This is a genomic window from Zarconia sp., assembly GCF_057467645.1.
Genome location: NZ_JBRJXU010000111.1, coordinates 1 through 26,206, shown reverse-complemented (window position 1 = coordinate 26,206; position 26,206 = coordinate 1). Strand labels below are relative to the sequence as shown.

Below are 26,206 nucleotides of genomic sequence, written 5' to 3'. Positions count from 1 at the left end.
AAAAACTTGACTCAAAATACTCAAAACGATCCGGAATCTGTTTTAGCGATTCATCAATTCCTCAAATCGCAAGTCGAGGGGTTGCTTCTGCTCTAAAGACTGCCAAATCCATCGATCGATTCCGTCTGAGGATAAATCTAACGCGACCTTTGTTGCATTTTCTCGTAGCGTTCGCTGCACCTCTGGCTCGCACACATAGTCTACGGCTTGCTGGAAACTGGAAGGTGTATAGTCGCACACCACGCCAAGATTAAACCGTTCGATAAACATTGCTGCTGCTGTTACTTTACTTCCTAAAACAATGATGGGTGTATTCGCAACGGAAGCAATATAAGTTAGGCGAGAAGGTAAACTTAACTTTGCCATTTCAGGGCGGTCGTCAATCTCTTCTGTACTGCCTGTCGTTAGAATAGCATAAGGATACATTTTTAGCAAATTAATTAACTCTTTTTCGGGAATAAATCCTTTTTTAATCAGTCCATCTTGTTGTAATTCATTTACATCAAAATAAATATTTGTGGGATTAGCCGCACCGTACCAATCCACTTGAATTCCCGTAGCTTTTAACGTCTGTAGCAGAGAATCTAGCCATCGCTGCGCCCAGATATTGCCAATTAAAACCCCCGTCTTCTGACGGTAAAACGAACTTGAACTCTCCGGCACTCGAACTTCCGTTTGCAAAAATTCCTTGGGTGCCACTGCCGGGAGAACCCAGAACTTCGATGAATATTTTTCCTCATAGGCTCGACCCAATTCCGGAGAAATTGCCAGCCTCAGATCGGACTTTTCTATTATCTCTTCCATCAGCTCATCTGGAATTCCCGGTTCGTGAATATTTTGGTCGTCCATAATATAAGTACATAGGGGAATGCCAAAAATTTCTTTAATCGCCAACGACAATAAAACATCCTCGGGAAAATAGGGAACGCATAAAATTCGTCGCGCCTCAATGCCTTCCATTTCCCGAGCAATTTGACGAAACACTTCCGGACGCGAAAGTCCCGAGCAATCGAAGTGAATGGCAATCTCCCCAAACTCTTGTTCCCCACCATAGTGATTGTTGGTGCGAATCGAAAAAATATTCTCGCTTTCTTGAAATAACCGCAGCAAAAATATCCCGGTTCCGTGGCGATCGTTAATCTCATTGTGATTGACAATGATATCCATCCCCCGACCTTTACCCGTGAGGATATTTCCCCCACCGGTTCGCGGCAATAACCGCTCGAATCGCATATCTTCCGCTTCCCCTCGTTCCAGGGAATCCCAAATCCATTTATCGATGCCGCGTACCGATAGCGCTTGTCCCACTTCCATGGCATTTTGTCGGAGGGTTCGCTGATTTTCGGGATGGCAAACGGACTCAACCGCCTCTCGAAAACTGTCCGGGTTGTAGTTGCAAACCACCCCCGCTTTAAACCGCTCCACAAACCGAGCCGCCGCCGTTTCTCGACTTCCCAAAACAATAATCGGTGTATTGGAAGTGGCCCAAATAAATGGAATTCTCGACGGTAAACTTAACTTCGAAATTTCTGGGCGATCGTCTGGATCGTCGGAACTACCGCTGGGTAATACCGCATAAGGATGTTGTCGTAAGATTCGCACCAATTTCGGTTCGGGAACTAAACCCTTCTGAATCAAACCATCTCGATGAAGTTCGTCTTTTTTAAACGTCAACCCCCCCGGATTGGGATTGGCATACCAGTCAAGGGTTAAGTCCAAATCTCGAATCGTACTGCGCAGGGAATCGAGCCACCGTTGGGCCCAAATATTCCCCACTAAAATCCCCGTTTGAGTTTGGGTATAAGCTTGATAGTCCGCCGGTTCCGTCAGTTGATGTTGCAGTAAGTTATCGGGAACTAACCCAGGCAGCAACCAAAAATCCAGACCGTACTTTTCTTCGTAGGCATCCCGAATTTCTGGCGAAATGGACAACCGCAGCGACGACTTTTCCAAGGCTTCCCGCATCAGTTCGTCGGGGATATTGTGCTCGCGGACGTTCTGGTCGTCCATAATATAGGTGCATAATTTCACCCCAAAAATATCCCGAATGGCGATCGCCATCAGAAGATCGTTGGCAGAATAGGGAATGCACAACACCCTGCGCGCATCGATCCCCTCCATATCCGCAATGACCTGTTCGTAGAGTTCGGCCCGCGAGAGTCCGGAACATTCACAGTGAACGGCAACATCCCCAAAATCCTGGTCTCCCTCATAGTCGCTGCGAGAGCGAATGGCAAAAATATCGGGACTCTCTTGAAACAGTCTGAGAATTAAAATTCCCGTGCCGTGCTTATTATTCACCTCGTTGTACGTCACCACCACGTCCATCGGCCGTGCCGCTTCATCAGACTCTTGGCGAACCGCGGCTTGTGCCGGTTGAACTTCTAAAGCACGGCGATAGGCGGCGATCGCATCTGGGAAATTTCCCTGTCGTTCCAGGAGGGTTCCCAATCCTTTGTTGGTATGCCAGCAGTCTGGGTTCAGTTCTAGAGCGGTTTGATAAGCCGCAAATGCGTCGTGCAACTGTCCTTGCTGGCAAAGCGCATTTCCCAACCGGTGGTGTACCGCTTCCCCTGTCAAGTTGAGGGTAATGGCTTGGTTATAGTAGGCAACGGCTTCCGGCCATTGTTCCGTATTTGCACGCTCTTCCCCCAAGCGAAAATAGTCAGGAGCCGCTTTTGGTTCGAGCATCTCAATTCGCTGCTGAAACCGGTTTTCCTGGGGATTTTTTGCCAACGCACCTCGATAAGCTTCGATCGCCTCGGCAAATTTACTTTGCTTAGCTAACGTATCTCCCAATACTTCATAGGTATGATAATCGTCAGGGTATAACTCAATAGAACGATAGTATAAAGCCGTCGCTTCGTCGAATTGGCTTTGAGCTTGCAAGACATTTGCCAAACCCCGACAAGCCCAAGGGCTATCCGGATTCAATTCTAAAGACTGCCGGTAAAAGACAACGGCTTCATCGAACTCTCCCACTTGCATCAGGGTATCTGCAAGCCGTTGATGGTAGTGAGCTTGTTCGGGATGAAGGGCGATCGCTTTGCGGTAACAATCTAGGGCTCGCTCCACGTCCCCAGCTTCTTGATGCTGATTGCCAATACTGAAATAGTCTTGCTCGGGTTGCGTGTCCACAGCCGGTTGAGGCGGCGTTTCAGTTGTTGTTTGAGCCGTTTGAACTGTCTGAGGCTCGATTGCCGTTGCCCCATCTATCCCCGGCATCCGCAGCAATCGTTCTAAATTTTGACGAACCCAACTGGGCTGCTGGGGATCGAGGGCGATAGCTTGTTGATATGCGGCGATCGCATCTCGATGCTGTCCTAACTCTGCTAAAGCCCTCGCCAGATTGGTATGACACCAAGCATACTCCACGTTTAATTCGATCGCCTTTCGATAGGAACTGACTGCATCCTCAAACTTTCCCCGCAGTAAGAGACTATCCCCGAGCTGATGGTGATAGATAAATTTATCCGGTGCTAACTCAACAGCTTTTTGATAGTAATTCGTTACCTTTTCCCAATTATTTTGCCTCGCGAATGCAGTTCCAAGATGGTAATAAAACTCTGCAATACTTCCATCTAGAGCGAGTGCTTTTTGCAATTGGTTAATTGCTTCAGAGACTTTCCCTTGATTCAGTACAGAGCGACCTAAATTACAGTACGACCATGCCTGCTCCCCATTCAAATTAATTGCCTGACGATACACTTTTTCCGCTTCATCATACTTTCCTCGTTCCAGAAATATCGCCCCAAGCGAGTCATAAGACTGATGATTTTTTGGATCGAGTTGAATGATGTTCTGATAAGCTGCGATCGCCGTATCCAACTGACCTTTTGCTTTCAGTTGATGAGCATATTCGAGCTGCTGCTGAATCGTTTCAACCATAATTTATAACTGGAACTGAATCGGTTAACGATTTAGGACTAATAGTTCATAAATCAACTCTGGATTGGGTATGAATTAACCCAACTCAAATCTTATTTATTAAGTAGATAAACTTACCCGTTTGTAAAACTCTAAATCTAAATATATCTGGTGTTTTTATCCCAGAGTGTGAGTTAATATTTTTTTGCTAAAGATGCCACCCAGACTTACAGGTATGTGTCGTTAATTGACATAGCTTTTTAAAAATAAAAGCTCTATCGTTGCGCCTTAACGAATAACTTTGTTAAGCTATTTTCTAGCAATCTGGATGCCATTGTAGGGAATAAAATCTAACTTGGCAACCTAAAATTTGGAAAAAACAAAAATTCCGTGCTTCTACTTAGGTTTCTCTTCTCAATCGATGCATTTTAAACCGAGAGAAACTTCCTTCCCTTCAAGAAATATTGAATAAAAATCTATCTTGCAGAATCAATGGTTAATATTATCTACGTAAATTTATTCAACCGCTCTCCTCTTCAGCTCAGTATTTTTACAGTCCCCAAACCCTTCCAAGGTCACATCGGCAGGATTCAGCGCAACGCGATCGCCAGTTGGACGCACCTCGAACCTACACCGGAAATCATCCTCTTCGGCGACGAGGAGGGTACGGAGTCCGTGGCACGAGAATTCGGCGCGCGCCATATCCCCCAGCTCGATCGCAACAAATACGGAACCCCGCTACTCGACAGCATTTTTGCCCGCGCTCAAAAGGAAGCCACTCACCCGATCCTCGCTTACCTCAACGCCGACATTCTCCTTACCCGCGACTTCCCCCTCGCCGCGATCGCGGTAGCGGCGAAACTTCCCCAATTCTTGATGCTGGGACGGCGTTGGGATGCCGATATTAACCAACCTCTCGATTTCTCACCCAACTGGGATGTCAAGCTGCTGCAACAGATCCGCAAAACAGGAACCCTCGCCAACCACGAAGCCAAAGATTACTTCGTGTTCCCCAAGTCTCTCTTTGGAGCGATTCCCCAGTTTGCGATCGGGCGGGGCTATTGGGATACTTGGATGGTGGAAGCAGCTCTGGCGCGAGGTTATCCCGTCGTCGATGCCAGCTTAGTTGCACCTGTCATCCACCAAAACCATCCCTACACTCATTTGCAAGGAGGTAAAAATGCCGCCTACTACGGCGAAGAAGCCCAGCGCAACAAAACTTTAGGCAACGTCCGGGAAGAAGGAACGATCGCCCATGCCACCTGGCAGCTCAAACCTGAGTCCGATCGAGATGCCCCCCAAGTGAGTCTCGTTCTCGTCCAAACGCCGCTATCCCAGCTCCAATCAACGATCGACAGCATCTTCAAACAAACAAATATCCGCAGCGAAATTATCATCGTCGGCGATCGCATCGATAACTCAACCCCATTACCCTTCAACTCGTCCCAGATACGATACATTAATCGAGAGAAACCGGGGATAACTGCCGCACGCAATCGAGGACTCGAAGCGGCGCGGGGGGAATTTATCGCCTTTCTCGAACCGGATGATGTGTTGCTTCCCGGTACGCTTGCCAAGCTGGTGGCTGATTTTGAAAAAGAGGCATCCACCCTCGATCTGGTTTTAAGCGGTTGCAAGTTTTCCCAGGGCGATCGAACTCTCGAAATCGCACCGTGGGACGAGATACCGGATTTGGAAGACTTGCACGTTTGGAAACTCGATCGACTCTGGCAACCGTTAAATCAAAGTGCCGTGATGTTCCGTCGCCAACCGTTGGCTTTTGCCGGTGGGTTTTCTCCCCAACTCGATGAAGAATCGGCAACAATTGAAATGATACTCCGCCTGGTTTTCCTGCGGGGAAGCCGAGCCGCTTGGCTGCCAGAAGTGACTTGTCATATCAGCAGAAAGCTAAATTTAAACCCGAGCGAAGGGCAAATACAAGCCGTTCTCGATCGACTGTTCGAGCGTCCTGAAGTGAAGCCGTGGATGCATCGCTTGAAATCGAGAGCCTATCGTTGACGATCGGTTTTAGGGACAGTGAACTAAAATCTCAAGAGATTTGTAAAAAATACAACCTTTACATGTGTCAAATACAAATAACCGAATACTATAGGTACGGGAAACCGAATCTCGCCGTGAGTATGTTTTGTTCGGGGAAGAATGACCGAAGCATTCGAAGCATTTGACTAGTGCAGTGCGACAGAAATAACGACCTAGCTCTCAAACCCTCAAAGCTATGTACAGTAATAATTTTTAGTAATCATAGTAATCGTAGAGTGGGCAGTTGCAGGAGTTTAAATTTCACGTTGGGCTTCATGGAACTACCCACCCAAATATACAGAATTTGATGGTTGCTGATGGTGGGCAGCAGATGAATTTTGAATGGTGCTTATCGACCTACCCTACTGACTAAACCCCACTACCACTACACTGTCCGATCCCGAACTGACGTTTCTACACCGCTTTGGCATACGTTATCCAGGTTTCAACCCGATCGAATCCCACCGATTCGTACAGCCGCAGCGCCCCAGATGGGTTCTGGGAATCCACGCCGAGTTTTGCCGTTTCCACCCCTGCATCGCGCAATCCCTGCAAACCCGACAGCAACATAGCGCGTCCGAGTCCCTGCTTGCGGAAACCGCGCCGCGTCCCCAATACGTTAATCCATCCTTCGTTGCGATCGTATCGCTGGTTGTCTTCGGGATCGATCTCGGCGTAGCAGAAGGCGGCAAAGGTGCCATCTGGGGCGATCGCAACTAAATCCAACTCCGGACGATAATCCGGATGGTGGCTGAAATATTCGAGTTCTTTGACGGTGAGATCGAAATGGTTCCAGTGGTCGATGAAAGATTGGTTGAACATCTCCACATAAGCTTGGACATCTTGTTGGATTTGCGTCTGATGCAATCGGAAACCGGCTGGAAATTCCGGGTTCGGTATCGGTTCCGAGAGCGATCGCGCCATGGTGAAGAAATAGCGCACCGGGGTGAAACCGCAACCTTCGAGAAATGCCCGTCGTTCGGTTTGCGTATCGCGACATCCCGAGTGCAACTTGACCCGAATGCCTCGTTCGCGGGCAACTTCCTGGAGGCGCGTCTGGGCCCAAGCGATAATCTCCGATTCGATCGAACCATTTCGATCGCCCGGACGAACGCAGAACCACAAAGACCCGGCAACCTCTTCGCCAGACTGAGGAATCCACAAATTACCGTAGCCGATGAGTTGGTTCTCGCGATTGTGCCAAAGTGCAATATCTCGGGTGTTATCCCGTCCTGGGGTTTCGAGAGTCCGTCGCAGTTGAGCAATTGAAGTGGCGGAGTCGGTTCGATCGACCTCGTCGCAAGTATTAATCAGTGCGACGATCTCCCCCAGATCGGTCTCTCCAGCATAGGGACGATGGGTTCGGGTCAGCATAACCGTACCTGCTAGTAAATCATATTACATTTATACTACATAAGATAGAGATCGACATTAAACCGCAAGATGAATCCCGATCGCCGCGTCAAAATCAGCAAGTACCTCAGCTACCATCTGCGCCACCATCCCGAGAAAATCGGACTCACTTTGCAATCTGGCGGCTGGGTGGGAGTCGCCGAACTCCTGGCAGCCGCCAAAAAGCACCACTTTCCCATCCAGGAGTGGGAATTGCAAGATGTCGTCGCCACCAACGACAAACAACGCTTTTCCTTCGACGAGACTCGAACGCAGATTCGCGCCAATCAAGGTCACAGTATCAATGTAGATTTGCAACTAGCCGCTACCGTTCCCCCAGATGTCTTGTATCACGGCACTCACGCTAAAGCTGTCCCATCGATTTTACGAGACGGATTGCAGAAGATGGCGCGACATCACGTTCATCTATGTGCCGATCTCGAAACTGCTCGTCAGGTGGGACGGCGACGGGGAAAGCCGATTGTCTTGCAAATCGATGCGGCAGCCATGCACCAGCAAGGCTACGAGTTTTATCGATCGCAAAATGGTGTTTGGTTAGTCGATCGAGTTCCATCGGAATTCATCCGGAGTTCACTGAAGAATCTCTAGGAATGAGGATTGAATAACCTGTGCAATTTGCGATCGATGAACCCACCCCCAACCCCTCCCGAGAGGGGAGATATAGCAACCGCGCCTTGCAGTTAGGACAACGCCGGACAATTGTGTAATTAACCCGTAGTCTTTCTCCAAAGCCCCCTTCGCCTCCGAAACCCACCTTCACGAGTATCTTAACGATCGCCAAATATCCCGATCGGGTGCAAGTTAACGTTGTATTCGGTACGATATCTCCTTGAGAACCTCGGGAATTAGAATACGGTGGAACAGCCAACCCAAGACATTCAACAGCGCGCGGCACAATTGCGATCGCAACTCCAAAAAGCCGGATACGCCTACTACACCCTCGACGCGCCGATTCTGGAAGATGCGGTGTACGATCGCCTTTACCGAGAGTTGCAAGATCTCGAAGCGCAATATCCGAGTTTAGTCACCCCCGACAGTCCCACCCAGCGCGTGGGCGATCGCAACGCTGAAGGTTTCACCTCGATCCAACATAATATTCCCCTCTACAGTCTAGAAAATGCCTTTAACCTCGAAGAATTTGCCGCATGGCAGGAACGGTGGCAGCGCCTAACTCCAGAACACCTAACTCCAGAAGCCGAACCCCGATACGTCTGCGAGTTGAAAATTGATGGGTTGGCATTAGCCCTCACCTACAAAAATGGAGTACTCGTCCGGGGGGCAACCCGAGGGGATGGGATATCCGGAGAGGATATTACTCCCAATGTTAAAACCATTCGATCGATTCCCCTACGCTTAAATACCGACAACCCTCCCGAAATCGTGGAAGTGCGGGGGGAAGCATTTTTACCCATCGAAACCTTCGAGCAAATCAATCGGGAACGGGAAGCCGCCGGCGAAAACCCATTTGCTAACCCCCGCAACGCTGCAGCCGGAACCCTGCGCCAACTCGACCCCCAAATTGTCGCGCGGCGCAACTTAGACTTTTTTGCTTATACTCTCCAGATTCCCTCGGGAGATTTTGGGGAAATTGCCACCCAATGGGATTCCCTCGAAGCTTTAAAACAGTTGGGGTTTCAGGTGAATCCCAACCGGCAAATTTGCGATCGCGCTCAAGCAGTGGGGGAATATTACGAGCGTTGGGATCGAGATCGGCGCGATTTGCCCTATATGACGGATGGTGTGGTGGTGAAGCTCGATTCCGTCGCGCTTCAGGAGGAGTTGGGCTTTACTCAAAAGTTTCCGCGCTGGGCGATCGCTCTTAAGTATCCCGCGGAGGAAGTGCCGACGCAAGTGGTTTCGGTGACGGTACAAGTGGGACGCACCGGGGCGCTAACTCCGGTGGCCGAACTCAAACCGGTGCTGCTGGCGGGAACGACGGTGGCGCGAGCAACGTTGCACAATCGCGATCGGATTGCCGAATTGGACTTGCATTTGGGGGATACCGTCGAGATTCGCAAAGCGGGGGAAATTATCCCGGAGGTGGTGCGGGTGCTGCCAGAGTTAAGGCTTGCCGATGCCCAACCCTATCAATTTCCCGATCGCTGTCCGGAATGCGATCGACCCGTTGTCAAACCCGAGGATGAGGCGGTGACTCGTTGCGTCAATCCCGTTTGTCCTGCAATCGTGCGCGGGGCAGTTGCCCATTGGGGTTCTCGTGCGGCGTTGGATATCGATGGGTTGGGGGAAAAGTTAGCCCGACAGTTAACGGAAGCGGGATTGGTGCACTCAGTCGCCGATTTATACGATCTCACAATAGAACAAATCGCCGCCCTCGAACGGATGGGGCAAAAGTCAGCCGAAAAACTCATCGGCGCGATCGCCACTTCTAAGGCACAACCCTGGGCGCGAGTACTGTACGGTTTGGGGATTCGCCATGTGGGGAGTACCAACGCTGCCGCCATCGCCGAAGGATTTCCCAGTTTAGAGTTACTCTCCCAGGCATCGGAAACACAGATCGAATCCATTTACGGAATCGGCTTGGAAATTGCCAAATCCATTGTCGCTTGGTTTCAAGTGCCGGAAAATCAAACCCTCGTCGAGCGATTGAAATCCACGGGATTGCAACTCGAATCCTCCCTTCCCCCGGCGGCAACCTCCTCACCCCTCACCGGTCAAACCTTTGTCATCACCGGCACGCTGCCAAACTTAAAGCGAGGGGAAGCTAAAACAAAAATTGAAGCAGCCGGCGGTAAAGTCACGAGTTCGGTCAGTTCTAAAACCAACTATTTAGTTGCGGGAGACTCTCCCGGCTCGAAGTTAGAAAAAGCCGAAAAATTAGGAATTCCGCTACTTTCAGAGGTAGAGTTATTAAAATTACTCGAAGAGTAACCGATCGCGCTCTCTCCATCCACTCAATCCGATTTGTAAGCATTCAGCCTTCAGCAATCGGCAGTCAGCTTTAGACTTTTGGGGAAAGCCAAAATTTTAGGAGTTTTAGATTGGAAGATTTGAAAGTTGTAAGCGGCATTTGAGTTTTAACCTGATAGCTGACCGCTGATACCTGAATGCTGACTGGAATTTCAACTTAATTTAAATTAACTTCATGGGCGTTTTCAGACAAATTCGCATTTGCGCGATCGGCGTACTTTTTCTTTCTTGTATCGAATGTAGCTTGGCTTATATCGGACTGGTTCAAACCCAAAAAAATGTCAAAATTGTTAACCATATTGGGGTCGTTCGGGGCAAAAGCCAGCGGCTGAGCAAGCTAGAATTGATGAATCTTCCCCACGATGACATTATTCAAGAATTGGATGTCATTTTAGAGGCACTCACCTTGGGCGGGAATATGGAGTTAGATATTGCCACGTCTTCCAGGACTGACTACTGGGAACCGTTACAAAAACTCAATCGAGATTGGCAAGAACTTAAGCTTCTGATTCGCGAGTATCGTATCGAGCGAGACAGCCAACAACAATTATTAGAAGCCAGCGAAAAATTTTGGGATACTTGTAATAAGACCGCGTTTGCCGCACAAGAATATTCTCAAAAACAAGTGCGCAGAATTATTGTATTCGGTGCGATGGCTCTTTTCATTAATATCATTTTACTCCTCGTGTTTTATAACATGAATGAGGGCGTCGCCAAGGTCGTACAAAAAACCCTCAACAGCGTGGCGAATTATCTTTCCCAAATTCAAGTCACCGTCGAAAAACAAGAACGGGGTCTCGAAGCCCAAGCGCGATCGGTTTCTCGCACGACAACCGCCATCGAAAAACTGCGAGCCTCATCCCATCAAGCCTCCAATTACTCAGAAGAGTCTGCAAAGCGATCGACTCAAGTCTTAGCATTTACCGATGGGGGTACTCAGTCGGTGGGACAAACCCAAACCTGCGTGCTGGAATTAAAAGAGCAAGTGAGTCGGATTGCCGACAATATCGAGCAACTGAGCCGGCAAACCGATCTCATCGGGCAGGTTTCGACGCTCGTGCAAGATATCGCCAATCAAACCAACGTGCTGGCTTTAAATGCCAATATCGAGGCATCGCGAGCGGGAGCAATCGGTCGGGAATTTGGGGTGGTGGCCCGCGAAATCCGCCAACTCTCCGCCCAAAGCCAACAATCGGCTGAGACGATTAAGACGATCGTCTCTGATATCCAGAGTGCCATTCAAGCCACGGCAAGCTTGATTCGATCGGGGACTCAGGTCGCCCGAAATGGAGAAGACAGCGTTCGCGAAACCGCCACTACCTTCGCCCAAGTTCAAGATGCCGTGAGTGAAATAACCCAATCGGCACGGGAAATGGCCGGCAACGCCCAGCAACAACTCGAAGCGATCCAACAAATTGCCTTGGTGATGAACGAACTCAATCTCGGGGCTTCGGATACAGTGGTGGGCATTCGCCACGCCCAAGCAGAAACTCAAAAGGTGAGGGAGATTTTGCAGGATTTAAGAGCTTCGATCGAGTAGATGAATTTAGAATTCGGAATTTGAAGTTGGGAATTTGGAGTTTGGAGAATATCACTCTTCGATCGAGTAGAGGAATTTGGAATTTGGAATTCGGAGTTCGGAGTTGGGAAAATATCGCTCTTCGATCGACCTGGGATGAAACAACGTATATAGTTAGGACATCTACAAAATCTACAAGCTATAAATAGCAAGGTTTTGACTGATGGCTGAATGCTGATAGCGCGTGGGCTTACTGCTATATTCGCCGAGTTTTCCGAAACTGACAGAAGAGCGATCGATGGGAAGTGTGAATGTTTAATGTTTAATTTTTAATGCGCGCATTCTTTTCCGAAGCCGGAACTTCGTAGGACAAAATCGTATAGCGAATCAGCCCTTGACGACTCGCCCACTGCAAACTCTGGGTAACCATTTCCGATGCCCGGCCGGCTGGGGAATTTTCAATGCTGCGAATTAACCGACGCAGCATGGGATAGGTGGGTAGGGTATTAATCGTAATATCTTGTTCCCGCAACGGAAGCAGATTCGATCGCCGGGCTAAATCTTGGTAGTTGGTAAGGGTATAGCTGAAATCTCCCTGTCCGTAGGTACGCACGATCGCATTCCCGAAAAGGAAGTAAGCACCCTTCACCAGCGGCATCACCAGTTCGGCGGGAATAAAATCGCACAATGCCAATCGCCCCCCCGGACGCAGAACCCGCCGTGCTTCCTGGAAAAATCGCTCCCGACTGGGGAAGTGGAAAATGCACTCGACAGCGAGAACGACATCGAAGGAGTTGTCGGCAAAGGGTAACTCGCACGCATCCCCCTCGACAAACTCGATCGAGTTGTTGGCTTTGGCCTGCACTTGTTCTCGGGCGCGTTCGAGCTGTTTGCCGCTGATGTTCAACCCCACCAGATCTAGGTTGTTGAAGCGATCGTTGAGGGATGCGATCGTACCGCCAAAGCCGCACCCGGTATCGAGAATCCGCTGTCCGTCTTCGATTTGGGCGGCATCGCACACTTGGGCTGAAAGGGCTTCGGCCGCTCGAACGAAGTCTTGAGTCGATCCGTCGGCGATGGTGGGAGAGTCCCAATATCCCCAGTGGATGTGGTTGCCAAAAGCTTGGATGACATCGGTATTACCTTGCCGAAATAGGTCGAGGAGGGTGTTGTAAGGCAGTTGGGTTTTTGTCTCGATCGATTGTGTCATTGTTCTATGGGGTGAAAGTGTTGGACTTTTTGGAATTTGAATGAGGGTTTTGTGAATGCCGATGGGTACTTGGGGTTCTGTTGACATTTCATGCTTAAAGCCTGAACTCGCAGTGTTTACGGAGAGTTTCGCTCGTACCGGTGAAATTCAGTCGTCACATGAGGTTGAAAATTAAATGTCAACACAGCCTAGATTTACTAAGCATTTTGCATTTTGCATTTTGCATTTTTAATTCTGCGTAGCAGCACTAAGCTGCATTCAAGACGGACTCGGGAAGAGACCCTCGACTCTCATCCCAAGACTCGATCCAGTTCTCGATAGTTTGATTGACCTCGTTCGAGCGTTCGTAATGCAAGTAATGACCGGCATTTTCGAGGAGTACTCGGGTGAGATGCGGACAAGTTTGGAGAATGCGATCGTCGAGATTGGGGGGCAGTACCCCATCTTGCTGACCCTCTAACCACAAAATCGGGATTTCGATTTTGGGTAAAAGTTCTTCAAGCTTCGGCATGAAGTTCGGATGCGTCATGGCGAGAACGACGCTGGACCAAGCTTTTTCAAATTCCGGCGTTTCGGTGGGTTTGGCAATACTTAAAATCAGTTCTTCCGTAAAAGGTGCCCAATTCACGCACAGGGACTTGGCCCACTGGCGAACCACAGAGGGTTGGCGCAGCAGCACTGCTAGGGTTTGTTGCACTAAGGGCAACAGAACGCGCTCTTCGACGGTGGACGAGACCGATTGCATCCATTGCGGACGAGTCCAATTCAGTAATGCCAAATCGGGCAACCCCACCAATGCAATACCTCGAACCATAGATGGATGGGTTTGGGCCGTCACCAGAGAGAGTGCGGAACCCATGGAGTTGCCCACTAAAACGACGGGGCGATCGATAAACCGTTGCCAGAAGTCGTACACTTGCTCGCTCCACAGAGCCATGGTGTAGTTTTCCGGGGGTTTCTGAGATTCTCCAAAGCCGAGTAAATCGAGTGCGTAAGCGGGACGGTGCTGACCGAGTGCGGCAATGTTGTACTGCCAATGTTCGATCGAGCCGCCGAAACCATGCAGAAAGAGCAATGGAGTATGCCGCTCTTCAGAAGTCGGTTCGACAACTGCATAACGAATGTTCCAGCCTTTCCAGTCCCAAGATTCTCGATTTGCGAATTTTTGTTGCAAGTCTAGTGAGTATATCACTGCTTAAAGAATTCGAAACGTTTTCAAATATCCACTTAAGTAAATACACGTAACACGATATGAAAACTAGACAAAGACTTTAACTTAACTTGAATGTTATTTCAAAAAAATCAAGTAACTTTATGCTTAAACTCGATCTCCATAGATACCGAATAACTAAATTACGTTATAGCGATTAAATGAGGTTACGGTGTAACCCCCTTCAAATCAAAATTCACACTCCATGCACTGAAGCTGAAGTGTAAATCTAAATATAGTGTTGGATAAAAATTTTGAGGCCTATGTGTTGTATCGAGTCACAGGCAATAAAGCGACTACAAATAGGCAAAGTCTCTTGTTCGCACAACTTTTGACTGTGCTACTTTAAGTCAACCTACGACAAAAGACGTAAGTATAACTACTGAATCGATAAATTCGATTCTTCAAACAAGATGTTCATTTATTTAGACCCATGAACCATGTCTTGAGTCTTTTTAACTTGTGCCGACCCGTTAACTTGCTTTTAGGATGTTTTACGGTTTTGATGTCGGCTTACATGATGGACGAGTGTCCTCAAGTCGATACCTTAGTTGAAGCTACAGTTGTAGTTGTGAGCTTTGTGGGTGCATCCAATGCTTTCAACGACTATGTAGACTTCGACATCGATCGAGTTAATCGTCCGAACCGTCCTTTGCCTCAGAAACATATTACCAGAAAATTCGCACTTCACGTTTCGATCGCACTTTTTATCTTGGGGAGTCTCGTCTCGATGGCGCTCGTTCCCGCCGCGACGGCGATTGCGATGGGTGCGGTACTGCCGGTGGCGATCGTCTACAGCACTTCTCTCAAAGGTTTACCCTTGGTTGGGAATGCCGCAGTGGCATTTACCGTGGGGATGACATTTATCTTTAGCGGTGCGGCGTTCGGGGATGGGATGGCGTTGCTGACTCCGGCGATTCTCACCTTCGGATTTTCCTTCATTCGCGAATTAATTAAGGATATGGAGGATATTGAGGGCGACAGGCTTGCAGACTTGAAAACCTTTCCCATCTTGTTTGGCGATAAAGTCGCTGCCAAACTTTCTTCTGCTTTGATTATTGCGCTGCTGGTTGCATCTGTGGTTCCCTACTGCCGGGGAGATTATGGGATGCCCTATATGATGCTATTCACCTTAGGCGTCAGTTGGCCGCTCTGTATTTCGATCGGTTTAATGATTGGCACTCCTGCAACTCAAACCTACAGTAATGTCGCTAATTTAATGAAGGTTTGCATGTTTGTTGGTTTAGTGGCAATCGGCATGGGTGAAAGCATTTTTGCTTAGTTTTTTTGCTGATTCCTTGAGTATTGGATTTCTGATTTTTTGGCTTGATTGGTTTAATATTTTTTTCATACTTCAATCATAACCTAAGTGTAAGTAAAAATCAACATTTTTTTTAGATTTTTCATGGAACTCGATAACTATACCAACACAGAATATCTCCTTAGTTTAATTTTTGGCGGTCTTTGCGATACGTTCTGGTTAATTACCTACTTCCTGATTATCCGCAGAGGATTTCAAGAAAAAACCTACGGAATGCCGATGGTGGCATTATGCACGAACCTATGCTGGGAGTTCATCTTCACCTTTATTTATCCCTATGACACGATTCAGGTTTATCTAAATGGTGCATGGTTTTTCACCGATCTCGTCCTTCTGTATCAATATTTTAAATTTGGTCGTTCTGAATTTAAGAAGTTCCCAGAGGATTGGTTTTACCCGAGTTTTGTGATTTCCTTAGTACTTAACTTTGTGGGAATCTGGATTATCACCTACGAGTTTCAAGATTGGTATGGAAACTACACTGGATTCGCAGACAATATGTTGATGTCTATCCTGTTTATTTTGATGTTAATCGATCGGGATAGCGTCAGGGGTCAATCTCTATATATTGGAATCTTTAAATGGCTGGGAACGTTAGTTGCATTTATCTCCGTCTCTTCGATCTTTAAGTTCTCGCTACTCTTGTGTTTCTTATATGGCTCGGTCTTTGTGTTTGATACAGTCTACATCACGCTGCTATATCAAAAGACGAAGCAAGAAGGATTTAATCCTTTTCAACGAGCATAATAGCTCGGATTGTTTTCACCGAACTAGTACTCTACCACAATTATTTTGACAACCACTCTAATTTTGAAAGCATTGATTTACAAGCATTATAGAGATTTACACCCTGTCATAATTACTGTGGCGGAGTACTAGGTGAATGCGATTTTTAAAAAATCATGGTTATTAAGCGATGAAAAAAATTGATGGTCCCAAAACGCCCCCGATCGTGCAACTGATTCAGTGGATTGCCGACCCGATCGGTTTTATGGAATCGAATGCAAAACGCTATGGAGATATTTTTTTTGCGCGCTTAGGAAAAAGCTTACCTCTGATCTTCATTAGTAAACCTAAAGTCATTAAAGAAATTTTTAGCTTGGATAGTAATCAGTTTGACGCAGACGAGTCAAGTGATGTTTTGCGAATCTTGCTAGGTCATAATTCGATCGTTCTATCTAATGGTGCATTTCATAAGAGACAGCGGCAGTTACTGATGCCTCCATTCCATGGCTCTCGAATGTTCACTTACGGACAGCTTATTTGTGAGATTACCCAGCAGGTCATAAGTAATTGGGATAAGGGTAGGCCGTTCTCTGTACGTCCTTGTGCTCTTGATATAACGATGCAAGTTATCTTGCAAGCTGTATTTGGATTACAAAAGGGAGCGCGTTACCAAGAATTGCACTATGAGGTCGGGGCTTTTTTAGATATGACAGCCTCTCCTGTACAGGCTCTCCCATTATACTTTCGCTTTTTACAGCAGGATTTGGGTGAATGGAGTCCATGGGGTAGTTTTATACGTTGCCGACAGAAGGTTGACGATCTTTTATATGCAGAGATTCGAGAGCGTCGAGAAAATTTAGACTCTTCACGAACTGATATTTTAACTCTGTTGTTATCTGCACGAGATGAAAACGGAGACGCCATGACAGATGAAGAATTACGGGACGAATTGATGACTCTATTACTCGCCGGTCACGAAACGACTGCGACGGCATTATCTTGGGCGTTATATTGGATACATAAATTACCCGAAGTACGCTCGAAGCTACAAGCAGAACTTGATAGCTTAGGAACAAATCTCGATCCGGTAGCTATTTTCAAACTTCCCTATTTGACGGCAGTGTGTCAGGAAACCCTACGTATTTATCCAGTTTTACCCGTTGTTTTATCTCGTGTCGCTAAGTTTCCACAACAAATTCTGGATTATCAACTAAATACAGGAACGATGGTTGCCCCCTGCATCTATCTAACCCATCATCGAGAAGATATCTATCCCGATCCCAAACGATTCAGACCTGAACGATTTATCGAAGGGCAATACTCTCCCCACGAGTATTTGCCCTTCGGTGGAGGTAACCGACGCTGTATTGGGATGGCGTTGGCACAATATGAAATGAAATTAACGATCGCAACTATTCTTCTTAACCTAGAACTCAAACTCCCCAATGAGAGACCCATACATCCTGTTCGCCGAGGTGTGACATTAGCCCCTCCCGATAACTTGCGACTGGTTGTTACCGGTCGGCGAACTCCCAACCAAACTCCAACGACTGCAACTGTGGGGTAGCGACCCCATCAACGTAACGCTGTATGCTGGTATCCAGACTGTCGGATGACCTTAGAATTTATGGTTCCAGCATCCATTACCGAGAAAGCGATCGAGATTCGTGTTCCCTCTAACTCCATTCAGCCAAAGACTTGGCACAAAGCTTGGTCTCTCTTACCCGTTACCTGTTTCCTATTACCCACTGTTGCCACTGCTCAAATTACTCCAGATACTACATTACCGACCAACTCCATCGTCACTCCCGATGCCAATACGATCGTTATTGATGGCGGAACTTCAACGGGAAGTAACTTATTTCATAGCTTCCAGGAATTTTCCGTACCCACCGGTACCGAGGCATACTTCAACAATGCCCTCACCATCGATAACATCATCACCCGCGTGACGGGAGGTAATCTCTCCGATATCGATGGCTTGATGCGTGCTAACGGGACGGCAAATCTCTTTCTCCTCAATCCCAACGGCATTGTCTTCGGCCCCAATGCCCGACTTGATATTGGCGGTTCGTTTGTGGGTAGCACTGCCGACCGCCTCAACTTCGAGGATGGCAGCTTCTATAGCGCTACGGAACCCAATTCTCCCTCCTTATTAACGGTCAACGTCCCCATCGGTCTGCAGTTCGGCCCCAATCCAGGGGATATTATCAATCGAGCCAATACAACTGCGACTGATGTGATGGGGAGTGTCGTCCCCGTTGGGCTTCAGGTGTTGCCAGATAATACTCTGGCGTTGATTGGGGGTAATGTGCTGCTAGAAGGTGGCTTCCTGACCAGTGCCGGAGGAAATGTTGCTATTGGTGCGGTCGGTGGCGAGGCACAAGTAGATTTCGATCGCGCGTCGAACCACTTGGGTATAAACTACGATAGCGTTGAGAACTTTCAAGATGTTCAACTCTCTCAAGCTGCACGCATCGATACCGGTGGGGTGGGGGGAGGCGAGATTCAGCTTCAAGGACGGCAGATCGGACTGAGTGAAGGTTCTGCAGTTGTCTCGAATACCTTTGGCGGTCGAGATGGGGGAGGAGTGACGATTTCTGGGTCACAATTTTCCCTTACTGGAGGGTCTTATGTGGCGGCAAATACTTTTGCGGATGGTGCTGCTGGGGATCTTAGCGTGAATGCTTCCGAATCGATCGAGTTGATAGGGATTGAAAATCGTGTCAATCTCACGTTAGAAGTCTTTAGCGAAGCATTTGACCCTACCCAAAATCTGCGGAGTGGATTATTTGCTCTCAGTTTTGGGATGGGAAAAACTGGAGATGTTGACTTAAGGACTGAGACGTTAACACTACAGGATGGGGCAACGATTTGGGTGACTCCCTTTGATTTGGGTGTAGGAGGAAATTTGAGTATTGATGCCCGCATGACGGAGGTGACTCAATCTTCAGTACAAACTGTAAGTTTTGGTGCTGGCTCTAGCGGTAATTTAAGCATTGTTGGTACGAATTTACTAGTGCAGAATCAATCATTCCTGGCATCTTCTACTCTTACCTCGCAAGCAGGAGACCTTACTCTCAATGTGGAATCAATTGAAGTTATAGGTGCTTCAATTGATAACTCAGTATTTGTCACAGCGATTTCCACCTCAACCGCTGGAGGACAACAAGCCGGTAACCTCTCCATCAATACCGATCGCCTCATTCTACGTGATGGCGCACTCCTCAGAAGCGACGCGATTGGCTCCGGTCGTGCTGGTAACATCACGATTAACGCCACCGAATCCGTCGAACTCCTCGACCCCCTATTTCAAGTCATCGATCCGGCAACTCCCATCGTAGAAGATAGCAGCATTCTCGCCGGGACAACGGGAGCGGCAGAACTGGCCGGGGATATTACCATCAACACAGGAGAGTTAGTGCTGGCTAACGGGGCGGCAATTTCTGCCTCTGCCGACAACCTTCAAATTGGAGAGGTGAGCGTTCCGGCAACGGGTCGCGCGGGAACCATTCGCATTAATGCCCAAGATGCCGTTGAAGTTAGGGGGATTTCACCAGATGGTCGCCTCAGCAGCATCCGGAGTTCTACTGCCGGTATTGGAGATGCGGGGGGTATCGACATTCAAACGCCAATCTTGAGGGTTTTTGATGGCGGTCAAGTTTCCGTTGCTACCTTGGGAACGGGACAAGCCGGTAATTTAACTATTGTGGCAGAGGAAATCGATCTAAATGGCTCGATCGCCGCACCCGAGTTGGACTTCGATCTAGATAACATTCAAACTGTGGAAAATCCAACTTTCGATCCGTCTCAGCTTCCCGAAGGACAGGTACTCAACTTTACCTCCTTCCTGCTAACGGAGGAACTGGGGAATGCAGGAGCGGGTCAGGTGCCCAGTAGCGTATCGGCTGTGAGTTTCGATTCTGGAAGGGCTGGGAATATTATCCTGGAAACGGGAGAATTGCGCGTGCGCGGTGGAGCGTTGCTGGGGGTGGCGAGTTTCGGAAGCGCCGATGCCGGAGATATCAATGTTTTCGCCGATGATATTCGACTCGATACCCGAGGCACGATCGCCGCTACCACGGCAACGGGAGCAGGGGGCGATATCATCTTGCAAGCGGAGAATTCTTTGCAGATGCGCCGCAACAGCCTCATTTCCACGGAAGCTAACGGCATCGGAAACGGGGGCAACCTCACCCTCGATGTGACGACCCTCGTGGCGTTGGAAAATAGCGATATTATTGCTAATGCCTTTGAGGGAAACGGCGGGAATATCGACATTACCACCCAGCGCATTTTCGGTACCGAAGTGCGATCGGAACTCACCCCCCAAAGCGATATCAGTGCCAGTTCTCAGTTTGGGGTGAGTGGGGTGGTGGAAATTTCCCAGCCGAATGTCGATCCCACCTCAGGATTGCTCGAACCGATTCGCAACCCGCTCAACGACACGGAGCTTTATTTCCATACTTGCGATCTTTATTCCAACAGTGAATTTTACGTCATCGGACGGGGGGCGATCGCGCCGGGACCGGGGGACGAACTCGATGCAGACGCGGTGTTAGTGGATTTGGGGGATGACAGTATCGAGGCACTCAACTCCGATAGCGGTGAATTTGCGATGGGTTATGGGGAAGAGGGTTCGCCGCTACCGCCACCGCCACCCATCGAAGCCACCGGTTGGGTCGTGCGTCCCGATGGCACGATCGAACTGATTGCTGCGACCCCAGGCGGTCACCCCTGGTACACTCACCCGGATTGCGCCAATATTGCCGATCTATTCGAGGGGTCTTCCGGTGCTGGGGATAATGGGGAGAGAATTAAAAATTAACGCCATGTGCGACTTAATTCTCCAAAATCCTCTCGCTCGGGGTTAAAGGGGAAGGGGGAAGGGGGGATAAGTCTACTCGCTCACGATATGGCGAGCGCTTGCGTGTTGCACACCGCGTAATTAAAAATGAGGAAGTTTTAGGGGCACAAGCATTTGGGCGATGCAACAAACGAAACCTGACAGATCCAAATGCTTGTGCCCTCACGCATGGCTATAGCGCTATCGCGCATGGCTTCGCTAACGCTCGTGCCCTCCAGAGCGCTGTAGCGTCGCCACTGACCCTGTGTCAATTGTCCATTCTCTTCGAGAGAGCGTAGAATGAACATAGCCATCGAGCTTCCCCAAGTACGATCCTCAAAAATTTTCGATCGAGTCGGTCGCGAGTATCTAGAAACAAAAGCACTGACTCGGTCTCGGGTATCGTGCATATTGGTAGATAGGGAGCTCGTCTTTTCACCAGCGAGCTCGAGTTCGTGGTGCTCGTCGAGCGCATTGCGATTTCTCCCCCATTGATGCGTCTGCCATTACTCATAATGCTGAAGACCCATGCGTTGGGCAAAAAAGTTCCATGAAACAGGGAAAGATGCAAAACATTGGCATACCGGAGTTGAGATGCGGACAAAATATTCCCGAAATTGAACTGCTGCCGGGTGCTGTCTCGGAAATTTTGGCTTCGGTGCGAGATACTGGCGTTCTCACCAAGGCCGACTGTTACGGACTGATGGCAGCGGCTTTAGATGAGTCTCTCAACGAACAGGACCGGCGATCGGTCAATCGCTTAGTGCGATCGGTTCTTAAGGGACGAGTGCGGGTGACGGATTGCCTGTCGGTGGTGGCTTATTCCCTGGAGAAATCCTAGGTGAATGGACAATGGACAATTGACAATGGGTACTCGTGAAATGGTGATGACAGCACCCATTCCTCTCAACCCTTGACAAACGCTACACAAGCTTAATCTTTCCCCCTTAACCTTGAACCCTTCGCCCTTTCACCCTTTTTCGTCTAATCGTTCTTGACAGATTTGGCGGAAGTGGTGACCCCGTTCCTCAAAGTTGGCGTAGCGATCGAAACTGGCACAGGCGGGAGAGAGCAAAACCGTTCGCGGCGCGTATTCTTCGACCAGTTGCATCGATCTTTCGACAGCGCGCTCTAGAGTCTCAGCGATTTCGTAGCGATCGTATCCCACTTCGAGCAAGCGTCGGGCAAATGTCGGTGCGGCTTCCCCTACGAGCAAGACGGCAGCCGCTTTGGCTTGAATGGTTTGCAGCCATGCAGTATCGTCTCCGGCTTTGGGTTCTCCCCCGGCAATCAAGATTGTCGGTGCGGTAACAGCCGATAATCCCACCTGGGCCGCATCGTAATTCGTGGCTTTGCTATCGTTAATAAAATCTACCCCGCGCCAGGTACAAATTCGCTCCAATCGGTGGGGAACGCCGGGAAACTGGGAAATCGCCAGTTCGATCGCCTCTTTCTCGATGCCCGCGAACCGTGCGGCGGCCACGGCCATTAGCAAGTTTTGTTGGTTGTGGGTTCCCGGCATCGGTAATGCCGTTGCGGGTAAAATTTTCTGGGTGCCATCCATCACCCAATCTCCTTCAATATAGAATTGCGGATCTAACCCAGATTTTGCCCCTTCGATACTCGTCCAGCAAGCCTCAGGCCAGCGTTGGCGACCTTGTTGCCGCAGATAGGGGTCGTCGCCGTTGAGAATTTGGATTTGGGACGCGGCCAACAGCTTGGCTTTGATATTGAAATAATTTTCCAGGGTGTAGTGACGGGCGAGATGATCGGGGGTAAAGGTCGTCCAGAGGCCAATTTGCGGAGTGAGGGTGGAGGAAGATTCGATTTGGTAGCTGCTGATTTCGGCAATGACACGATCGACGTTCGGTTCCGTTTGCAGTGCCAGTTCGCAGGCGGCGTAGCCGATATTACCACAGGGGGGTGCGTTGAATCCGGCGGTTTTGAAAATTGCGGCAATCAGTGCCGTCGTCGTGGTTTTGCCGTTGGTTCCGGTAATCGCAATCCAAGGACGGTCTTGGAGGTGTCGCCACGCCAATTCCATTTCGCCGATGACTTCGATACCCATCTCCCGCGCGCGGACGAGGTTGGGTAAATCCCACGGTACGCCGGGACTGATAACCAACAAATCCAGAGCTGCCGATGGCTCGAAATTCTGACCCAAACAGACGGCAATTCCTTCGCCGGCGAGTTGCTGTTGCAGCGATCGCAGGTTTTCGCGATCGTTGCGATCGCTCACCGTCACCTGCCATCCTTCTCGCTGCAACAGTCTCGCAGCGGCAATCCCCGATCGTCCCAGACCAATAATTTCCGCGTTCGGCATACTCGATATAGATTTCCCCATCCGGCAACCCTTATCTTAACGTGAGTTCGGGATCGGACTGTTATCGGCGACGGGGGGTGTAGGGTGTGAGGTATGGGGTGTTGGTGAACGGTTAGAATCATTGATGATTTGTCAAGCCATACACCCCAATTGAGAATGGGTTAGTCGCGATGCTCTTCCCCATCTCCCAACTAACGCAATCGCCTTTGAATCCGGGCTAATTCCTCCACCCCTTCAAAGGCATAGCGATTGTAGCCGTTGCGGGCGATCAGGTCTTCCATGTATTCAACCCGATCGTCGCTGGCGGGGTGGGTGGATAGGAAACTCGGACCTCGCGATCCGTGTTCTTCGTATAACGTTGCCATCAGATTTCGCAATCCATCGGCAGCATACCCGACACTGTTGAGGACGCGAGTGCCCAGGATATCCGCTTGGGTTTCCTGAGAGCGAGAGTGGTCTAAACTCACCAGGGTGCTGAGAATGTTCCCCAGGGGAATTTCCCGACCGACGTTGGAGAGTAACAGATTGGTCATTACCCCTTCGTAGCCGTGGGAGAGAACTGCGTGGGCGACTTCGTGGGCGAGCAATCCCGCCAGTTCCGCTTCGGTGTTGGCGCGGGTAATGGCACCGGTATGAATGAAAATCTTGCCGCCGGGTAGGGCAAAGGCGTTCAAAGAATCGTCTTCGATGACGTAGAACTCGTAATCGAATTCATCCCGGCCCATATATCGCGCTACGTCTTGACCGATTTCGTCGATATAGTCGACGACGACGGAATCTTCAACTAACGTGGCTTGCCGCTTCACTTGTTCGGCTACTTGTTCGCCCAAGTCCGATTCTCCCATGGCGACGATTTGCACCAGTTGGATGCCTTGAACGACGGAAGATTGGGTGTTGCCGGTGAGGATACCCACCGCAAGTCCTCCCAAACCCCGCAGTGCCATTTTTTCTCGCACCCCCGATCGAAAATCATCGAGTTTGTCGTCAGCAATCGCAATAAATTCCGGGGCTTCGGGACGATCGGGATTGAAAATGGCAAACTGGCGAGCAGCGATCGAAGCTTCGAGATCTTGACCGTCTTCGTCGAGGGCTCGCACCCGCAACCGGGCGAATTCCGGGGATTCCGGGAACAGGGTGGTGAGTTCTTCCAGGCGGAGGATGGCGTCTTCTAAATCCCCTTCTTCGATTTGGGCTTCGATGGCGAAAGCCTGGGCTGGGGCAAAGTTGGGGGCTTCTTCGGCGAGCAGTTTGAGGGCTTCTTCCGCCTGGCTTTCCCGCCCGTTGGCCCAACCTTCTTGGGCGTTGCGCCAGTATACCTGACCGGCGACGGAGAGTTGAGCGGGGTCGCTAATGAGATCGGACGCGGGGGCGCGATCGCGTTCGTTAGGGAAGGGGGGCTTCACTTGCCGGTAGAGGCGTTCGGCTTCTCGGCGGTTGCCCTGGAGGTAAAGTCGATCGGCTGTCGCGATCGTTTGCTGCGTCCGATCGAGGGAAACGGGGCGATCGCTGTTGGAGTTGTTATTCTGGTTGGGAACGGGCTTTTCGCGAGCGGTCACGGTGTCGCGATCGCCGCTAATACTCAGGTTATAGCGTCCCTGTCCTCGGGCATCGTAGGAATTGACGATCGCTAAATACGTCCCATCTTGCGGTAGGGTGACACTCAGGGTCGAGTTGCTGTCGCTGGAGTTGGCATCGTCGTTTTCGGCGATGGGTTCGTTATCGGGATTGACGAGGATTAAATACGTATCGAAATCCTGACTTTCCAGGCGAAGGGTCACCGACTGACCGGCGATGCCTTCAAATTCGTAGATATCGTAATAGCTATTGTCTTGGGGTAATCGATCGTCTCCCCGTTCTAAGGTTCCTCGTTCTTCGAGCACAGAAGTGCGAGTCAGTTGCACCGGCTTGCCAGTCGATTCCGGGTTGCGGGATTTGAGGGTGGGCGCGTTCTTTTGGGAATAGATTTTAGAATTATCGGTTTTTGGCGGTTTCACCACTTGTATTTCAGCGGGGATAGGAGTCGCCGAAACGGTTGTGAATCCTGCGTGAGACAGGGCGTAATTGGGGGAATGTAGGAAGCTCAAGGCGAGGAATAGGGTTTCGCCGAGAATGAGCCATTTGAGTGTGCGAGCTGCTTTCATAGTCAATCTGGAGTCGATCGGGATGAACTGAAGATGAATTGGCGCGATTAGAGCGAGTCGCCTCGATGCTGTCCCCTAGCTCTACTATATTTCAACGTTTAGGACTGCCATTGGCTCTCATTTAGGTCGAAATCTCTCGAATTTTCCAAAAACGAAAGAGATGACTTGATTTTTTAGGGTTGCGATCGTCGATCGCTTATTGCAAGACAGATTCGCGTCAACGTTACTCTCGCGTTCCACTCCAATTGACGCGGTAATAAAATTGCAAGTTCCCTAATTTGTTAGACTAAAAGTTGCATATTTTTTTGGACTTTGTTTTGTGCTTCGTCTTAAAAAATACGAATAAAATATGCAATTTAAACTGAAAATATCCGAACTCAAAATGACACGATCGAGCCATCGAATTTGCACGAAACTGCGATCGACCATTTTGGAGAATTAAAAGAGGCAGAGGGGCTTTCAAGGGAATGTTTTTGGTCATCAGTGCGCTCGAGCATCAAAAGCAGTCGCCATTCTAATTCGCCTGGATAATTCACCAAACGCGCTCGATCCCGATGGCAAGCGAACCTCACGCAAACAGACTATTTTGCGGGTAAATTGCCAACTTGCTTGTTCAGCGAGGCTTTGAGCTATTTTTGTCGAACCTCATGAATCATCCAGGT

At 49.3% G+C, this 26,206-nt stretch carries 15 protein-coding genes; 9 read left to right on the top strand and 6 right to left on the bottom strand.

The window, feature by feature from the left end; genetic code table 11:
* Nucleotides 1-42 precede the first annotated feature (42 nt).
* Nucleotides 43-3,888 carry a tetratricopeptide repeat protein gene (locus tag AC2215_RS17460; protein WP_486811273.1) on the bottom strand — a complete coding sequence of 1,282 codons (3,846 nt, stop codon included), beginning with the start codon at nt 3,886-3,888 and terminating at the stop codon, nt 43-45.
* A 471-nt stretch (nt 3,889-4,359) separates the two neighbouring features.
* Between AC2215_RS17460 and AC2215_RS17455 the strand changes: the two genes are divergently transcribed.
* On the top strand, nt 4,360-5,886 hold the full coding sequence (locus AC2215_RS17455; RefSeq protein ID WP_486811272.1) for a glycosyltransferase family 2 protein: 1,527 nt from the start codon (nt 4,360-4,362) through the stop codon (nt 5,884-5,886).
* A 435-nt stretch (nt 5,887-6,321) separates the two neighbouring features.
* On the opposite strand, the gene AC2215_RS17450 is transcribed toward AC2215_RS17455, so the two are convergent.
* Entirely contained in the window at nt 6,322-7,281 is a 960-nt protein-coding gene (locus tag AC2215_RS17450; RefSeq protein ID WP_486811271.1) for a GNAT family N-acetyltransferase, read from the bottom strand.
* Between the two features lie 69 nt (nt 7,282-7,350).
* Here AC2215_RS17450 and AC2215_RS17445 point away from each other — a divergent pair, with 69 nt between their 5' ends.
* From AC2215_RS17445 to AC2215_RS17435, 3 genes are all read left to right on the top strand, one after another.
* Nucleotides 7,351-7,908: an RNA 2'-phosphotransferase gene (locus AC2215_RS17445; protein WP_486811270.1), complete on the top strand. Its 558-nt coding sequence runs from the start codon at nt 7,351-7,353 to the stop codon at nt 7,906-7,908.
* Nucleotides 7,909-8,175: 267 nt separating this feature from the next.
* On the top strand, nt 8,176-10,209 hold the full coding sequence (gene ligA, locus AC2215_RS17440; protein ID WP_486811269.1) for an NAD-dependent DNA ligase LigA: 2,034 nt from the start codon (nt 8,176-8,178) through the stop codon (nt 10,207-10,209).
* 214 nt (nt 10,210-10,423) lie between these two features.
* A complete protein-coding gene (locus tag AC2215_RS17435; RefSeq protein WP_486811268.1) occupies nt 10,424-11,788 on the top strand; it encodes a methyl-accepting chemotaxis protein in 1,365 nt (454 codons plus the stop codon).
* Nucleotides 11,789-12,089: 301 nt separating this feature from the next.
* Here AC2215_RS17435 and AC2215_RS17430 read toward each other — a convergent pair whose 3' ends face one another.
* Both AC2215_RS17430 and AC2215_RS17425 read right to left on the bottom strand, forming a co-directional pair.
* Entirely contained in the window at nt 12,090-12,977 is an 888-nt protein-coding gene (locus tag AC2215_RS17430; RefSeq protein ID WP_486811267.1) for a class I SAM-dependent methyltransferase, read from the bottom strand.
* Nucleotides 12,978-13,224: 247 nt separating this feature from the next.
* Entirely contained in the window at nt 13,225-14,169 is a 945-nt protein-coding gene (locus AC2215_RS17425) for an alpha/beta fold hydrolase (RefSeq protein ID WP_486811266.1), read from the bottom strand.
* Nucleotides 14,170-14,620: 451 nt separating this feature from the next.
* Between AC2215_RS17425 and AC2215_RS17420 the strand changes: the two genes are divergently transcribed.
* From AC2215_RS17420 to AC2215_RS17400, 5 genes are all read left to right on the top strand, one after another.
* Nucleotides 14,621-15,469: a geranylgeranylglycerol-phosphate geranylgeranyltransferase gene (locus AC2215_RS17420; protein ID WP_486811265.1), complete on the top strand. Its 849-nt coding sequence runs from the start codon at nt 14,621-14,623 to the stop codon at nt 15,467-15,469.
* 123 nt (nt 15,470-15,592) lie between these two features.
* The gene (locus tag AC2215_RS17415; protein WP_486811264.1) at nt 15,593-16,255 is read left to right on the top strand and encodes a transmembrane-type terpene cyclase; all 663 of its coding nucleotides are present in this window, start codon (nt 15,593-15,595) and stop codon (nt 16,253-16,255) included.
* Between the two features lie 169 nt (nt 16,256-16,424).
* Complete coding sequence (locus tag AC2215_RS17410; RefSeq protein ID WP_486811263.1) at nt 16,425-17,801, top strand: cytochrome P450; 1,377 nt, start codon at nt 16,425-16,427, stop codon at nt 17,799-17,801.
* A gap of 45 nt (nt 17,802-17,846) precedes the next feature.
* Entirely contained in the window at nt 17,847-21,062 is a 3,216-nt protein-coding gene (locus AC2215_RS17405) for a two-partner secretion domain-containing protein (RefSeq protein ID WP_486811262.1), read from the top strand.
* Nucleotides 21,063-21,645: 583 nt separating this feature from the next.
* Nucleotides 21,646-21,921, top strand: coding sequence for a hypothetical protein (locus tag AC2215_RS17400; protein WP_486811311.1), 276 nt, complete (start codon nt 21,646-21,648; stop codon nt 21,919-21,921).
* Nucleotides 21,922-22,050: 129 nt separating this feature from the next.
* Here the strand turns inward: AC2215_RS17400 and murD are convergent, their stop codons facing one another.
* Nucleotides 22,051-23,403 (bottom strand): UDP-N-acetylmuramoyl-L-alanine--D-glutamate ligase, encoded by a 1,353-nt coding sequence (murD, locus tag AC2215_RS17395; protein ID WP_486811261.1) that lies wholly within the window; start codon nt 23,401-23,403, stop codon nt 22,051-22,053.
* 191 nt (nt 23,404-23,594) lie between these two features.
* The gene (locus AC2215_RS17390; protein WP_486811260.1) at nt 23,595-25,544 is read right to left on the bottom strand and encodes a M48 family metalloprotease; all 1,950 of its coding nucleotides are present in this window, start codon (nt 25,542-25,544) and stop codon (nt 23,595-23,597) included.
* Nucleotides 25,545-26,206: the final 662 nt, after the last annotated feature.

Bases quoted from the DNA above. Each gene is read 5' to 3' on its own strand.
- AC2215_RS17450 (WP_486811271.1), bottom strand. From the start codon at position 7,281: ATGCTGACCCGAACCCATCGTCCCTATGCTGGAGAGACCGATCTGGGG.
- AC2215_RS17400 (WP_486811311.1), top strand. From the start codon at position 21,646: ATGCAAAACATTGGCATACCGGAGTTGAGATGCGGACAAAATATTCCC.
- AC2215_RS17445 (WP_486811270.1), top strand. From the start codon at position 7,351: ATGAATCCCGATCGCCGCGTCAAAATCAGCAAGTACCTCAGCTACCAT.
- AC2215_RS17435 (WP_486811268.1), top strand. From the start codon at position 10,424: ATGGGCGTTTTCAGACAAATTCGCATTTGCGCGATCGGCGTACTTTTT.
- AC2215_RS17460 (WP_486811273.1), bottom strand. From the start codon at position 3,888: ATGGTTGAAACGATTCAGCAGCAGCTCGAATATGCTCATCAACTGAAA.
- murD (WP_486811261.1), bottom strand. From the start codon at position 23,403: ATGCCGAACGCGGAAATTATTGGTCTGGGACGATCGGGGATTGCCGCT.
- AC2215_RS17410 (WP_486811263.1), top strand. From the start codon at position 16,425: ATGAAAAAAATTGATGGTCCCAAAACGCCCCCGATCGTGCAACTGATT.
- AC2215_RS17430 (WP_486811267.1), bottom strand. From the start codon at position 12,977: ATGACACAATCGATCGAGACAAAAACCCAACTGCCTTACAACACCCTC.
- AC2215_RS17405 (WP_486811262.1), top strand. From the start codon at position 17,847: ATGACCTTAGAATTTATGGTTCCAGCATCCATTACCGAGAAAGCGATC.
- AC2215_RS17420 (WP_486811265.1), top strand. From the start codon at position 14,621: ATGAACCATGTCTTGAGTCTTTTTAACTTGTGCCGACCCGTTAACTTG.
- AC2215_RS17455 (WP_486811272.1), top strand. From the start codon at position 4,360: ATGGTTAATATTATCTACGTAAATTTATTCAACCGCTCTCCTCTTCAG.
- AC2215_RS17390 (WP_486811260.1), bottom strand. From the start codon at position 25,544: ATGAAAGCAGCTCGCACACTCAAATGGCTCATTCTCGGCGAAACCCTA.
- AC2215_RS17415 (WP_486811264.1), top strand. From the start codon at position 15,593: ATGGAACTCGATAACTATACCAACACAGAATATCTCCTTAGTTTAATT.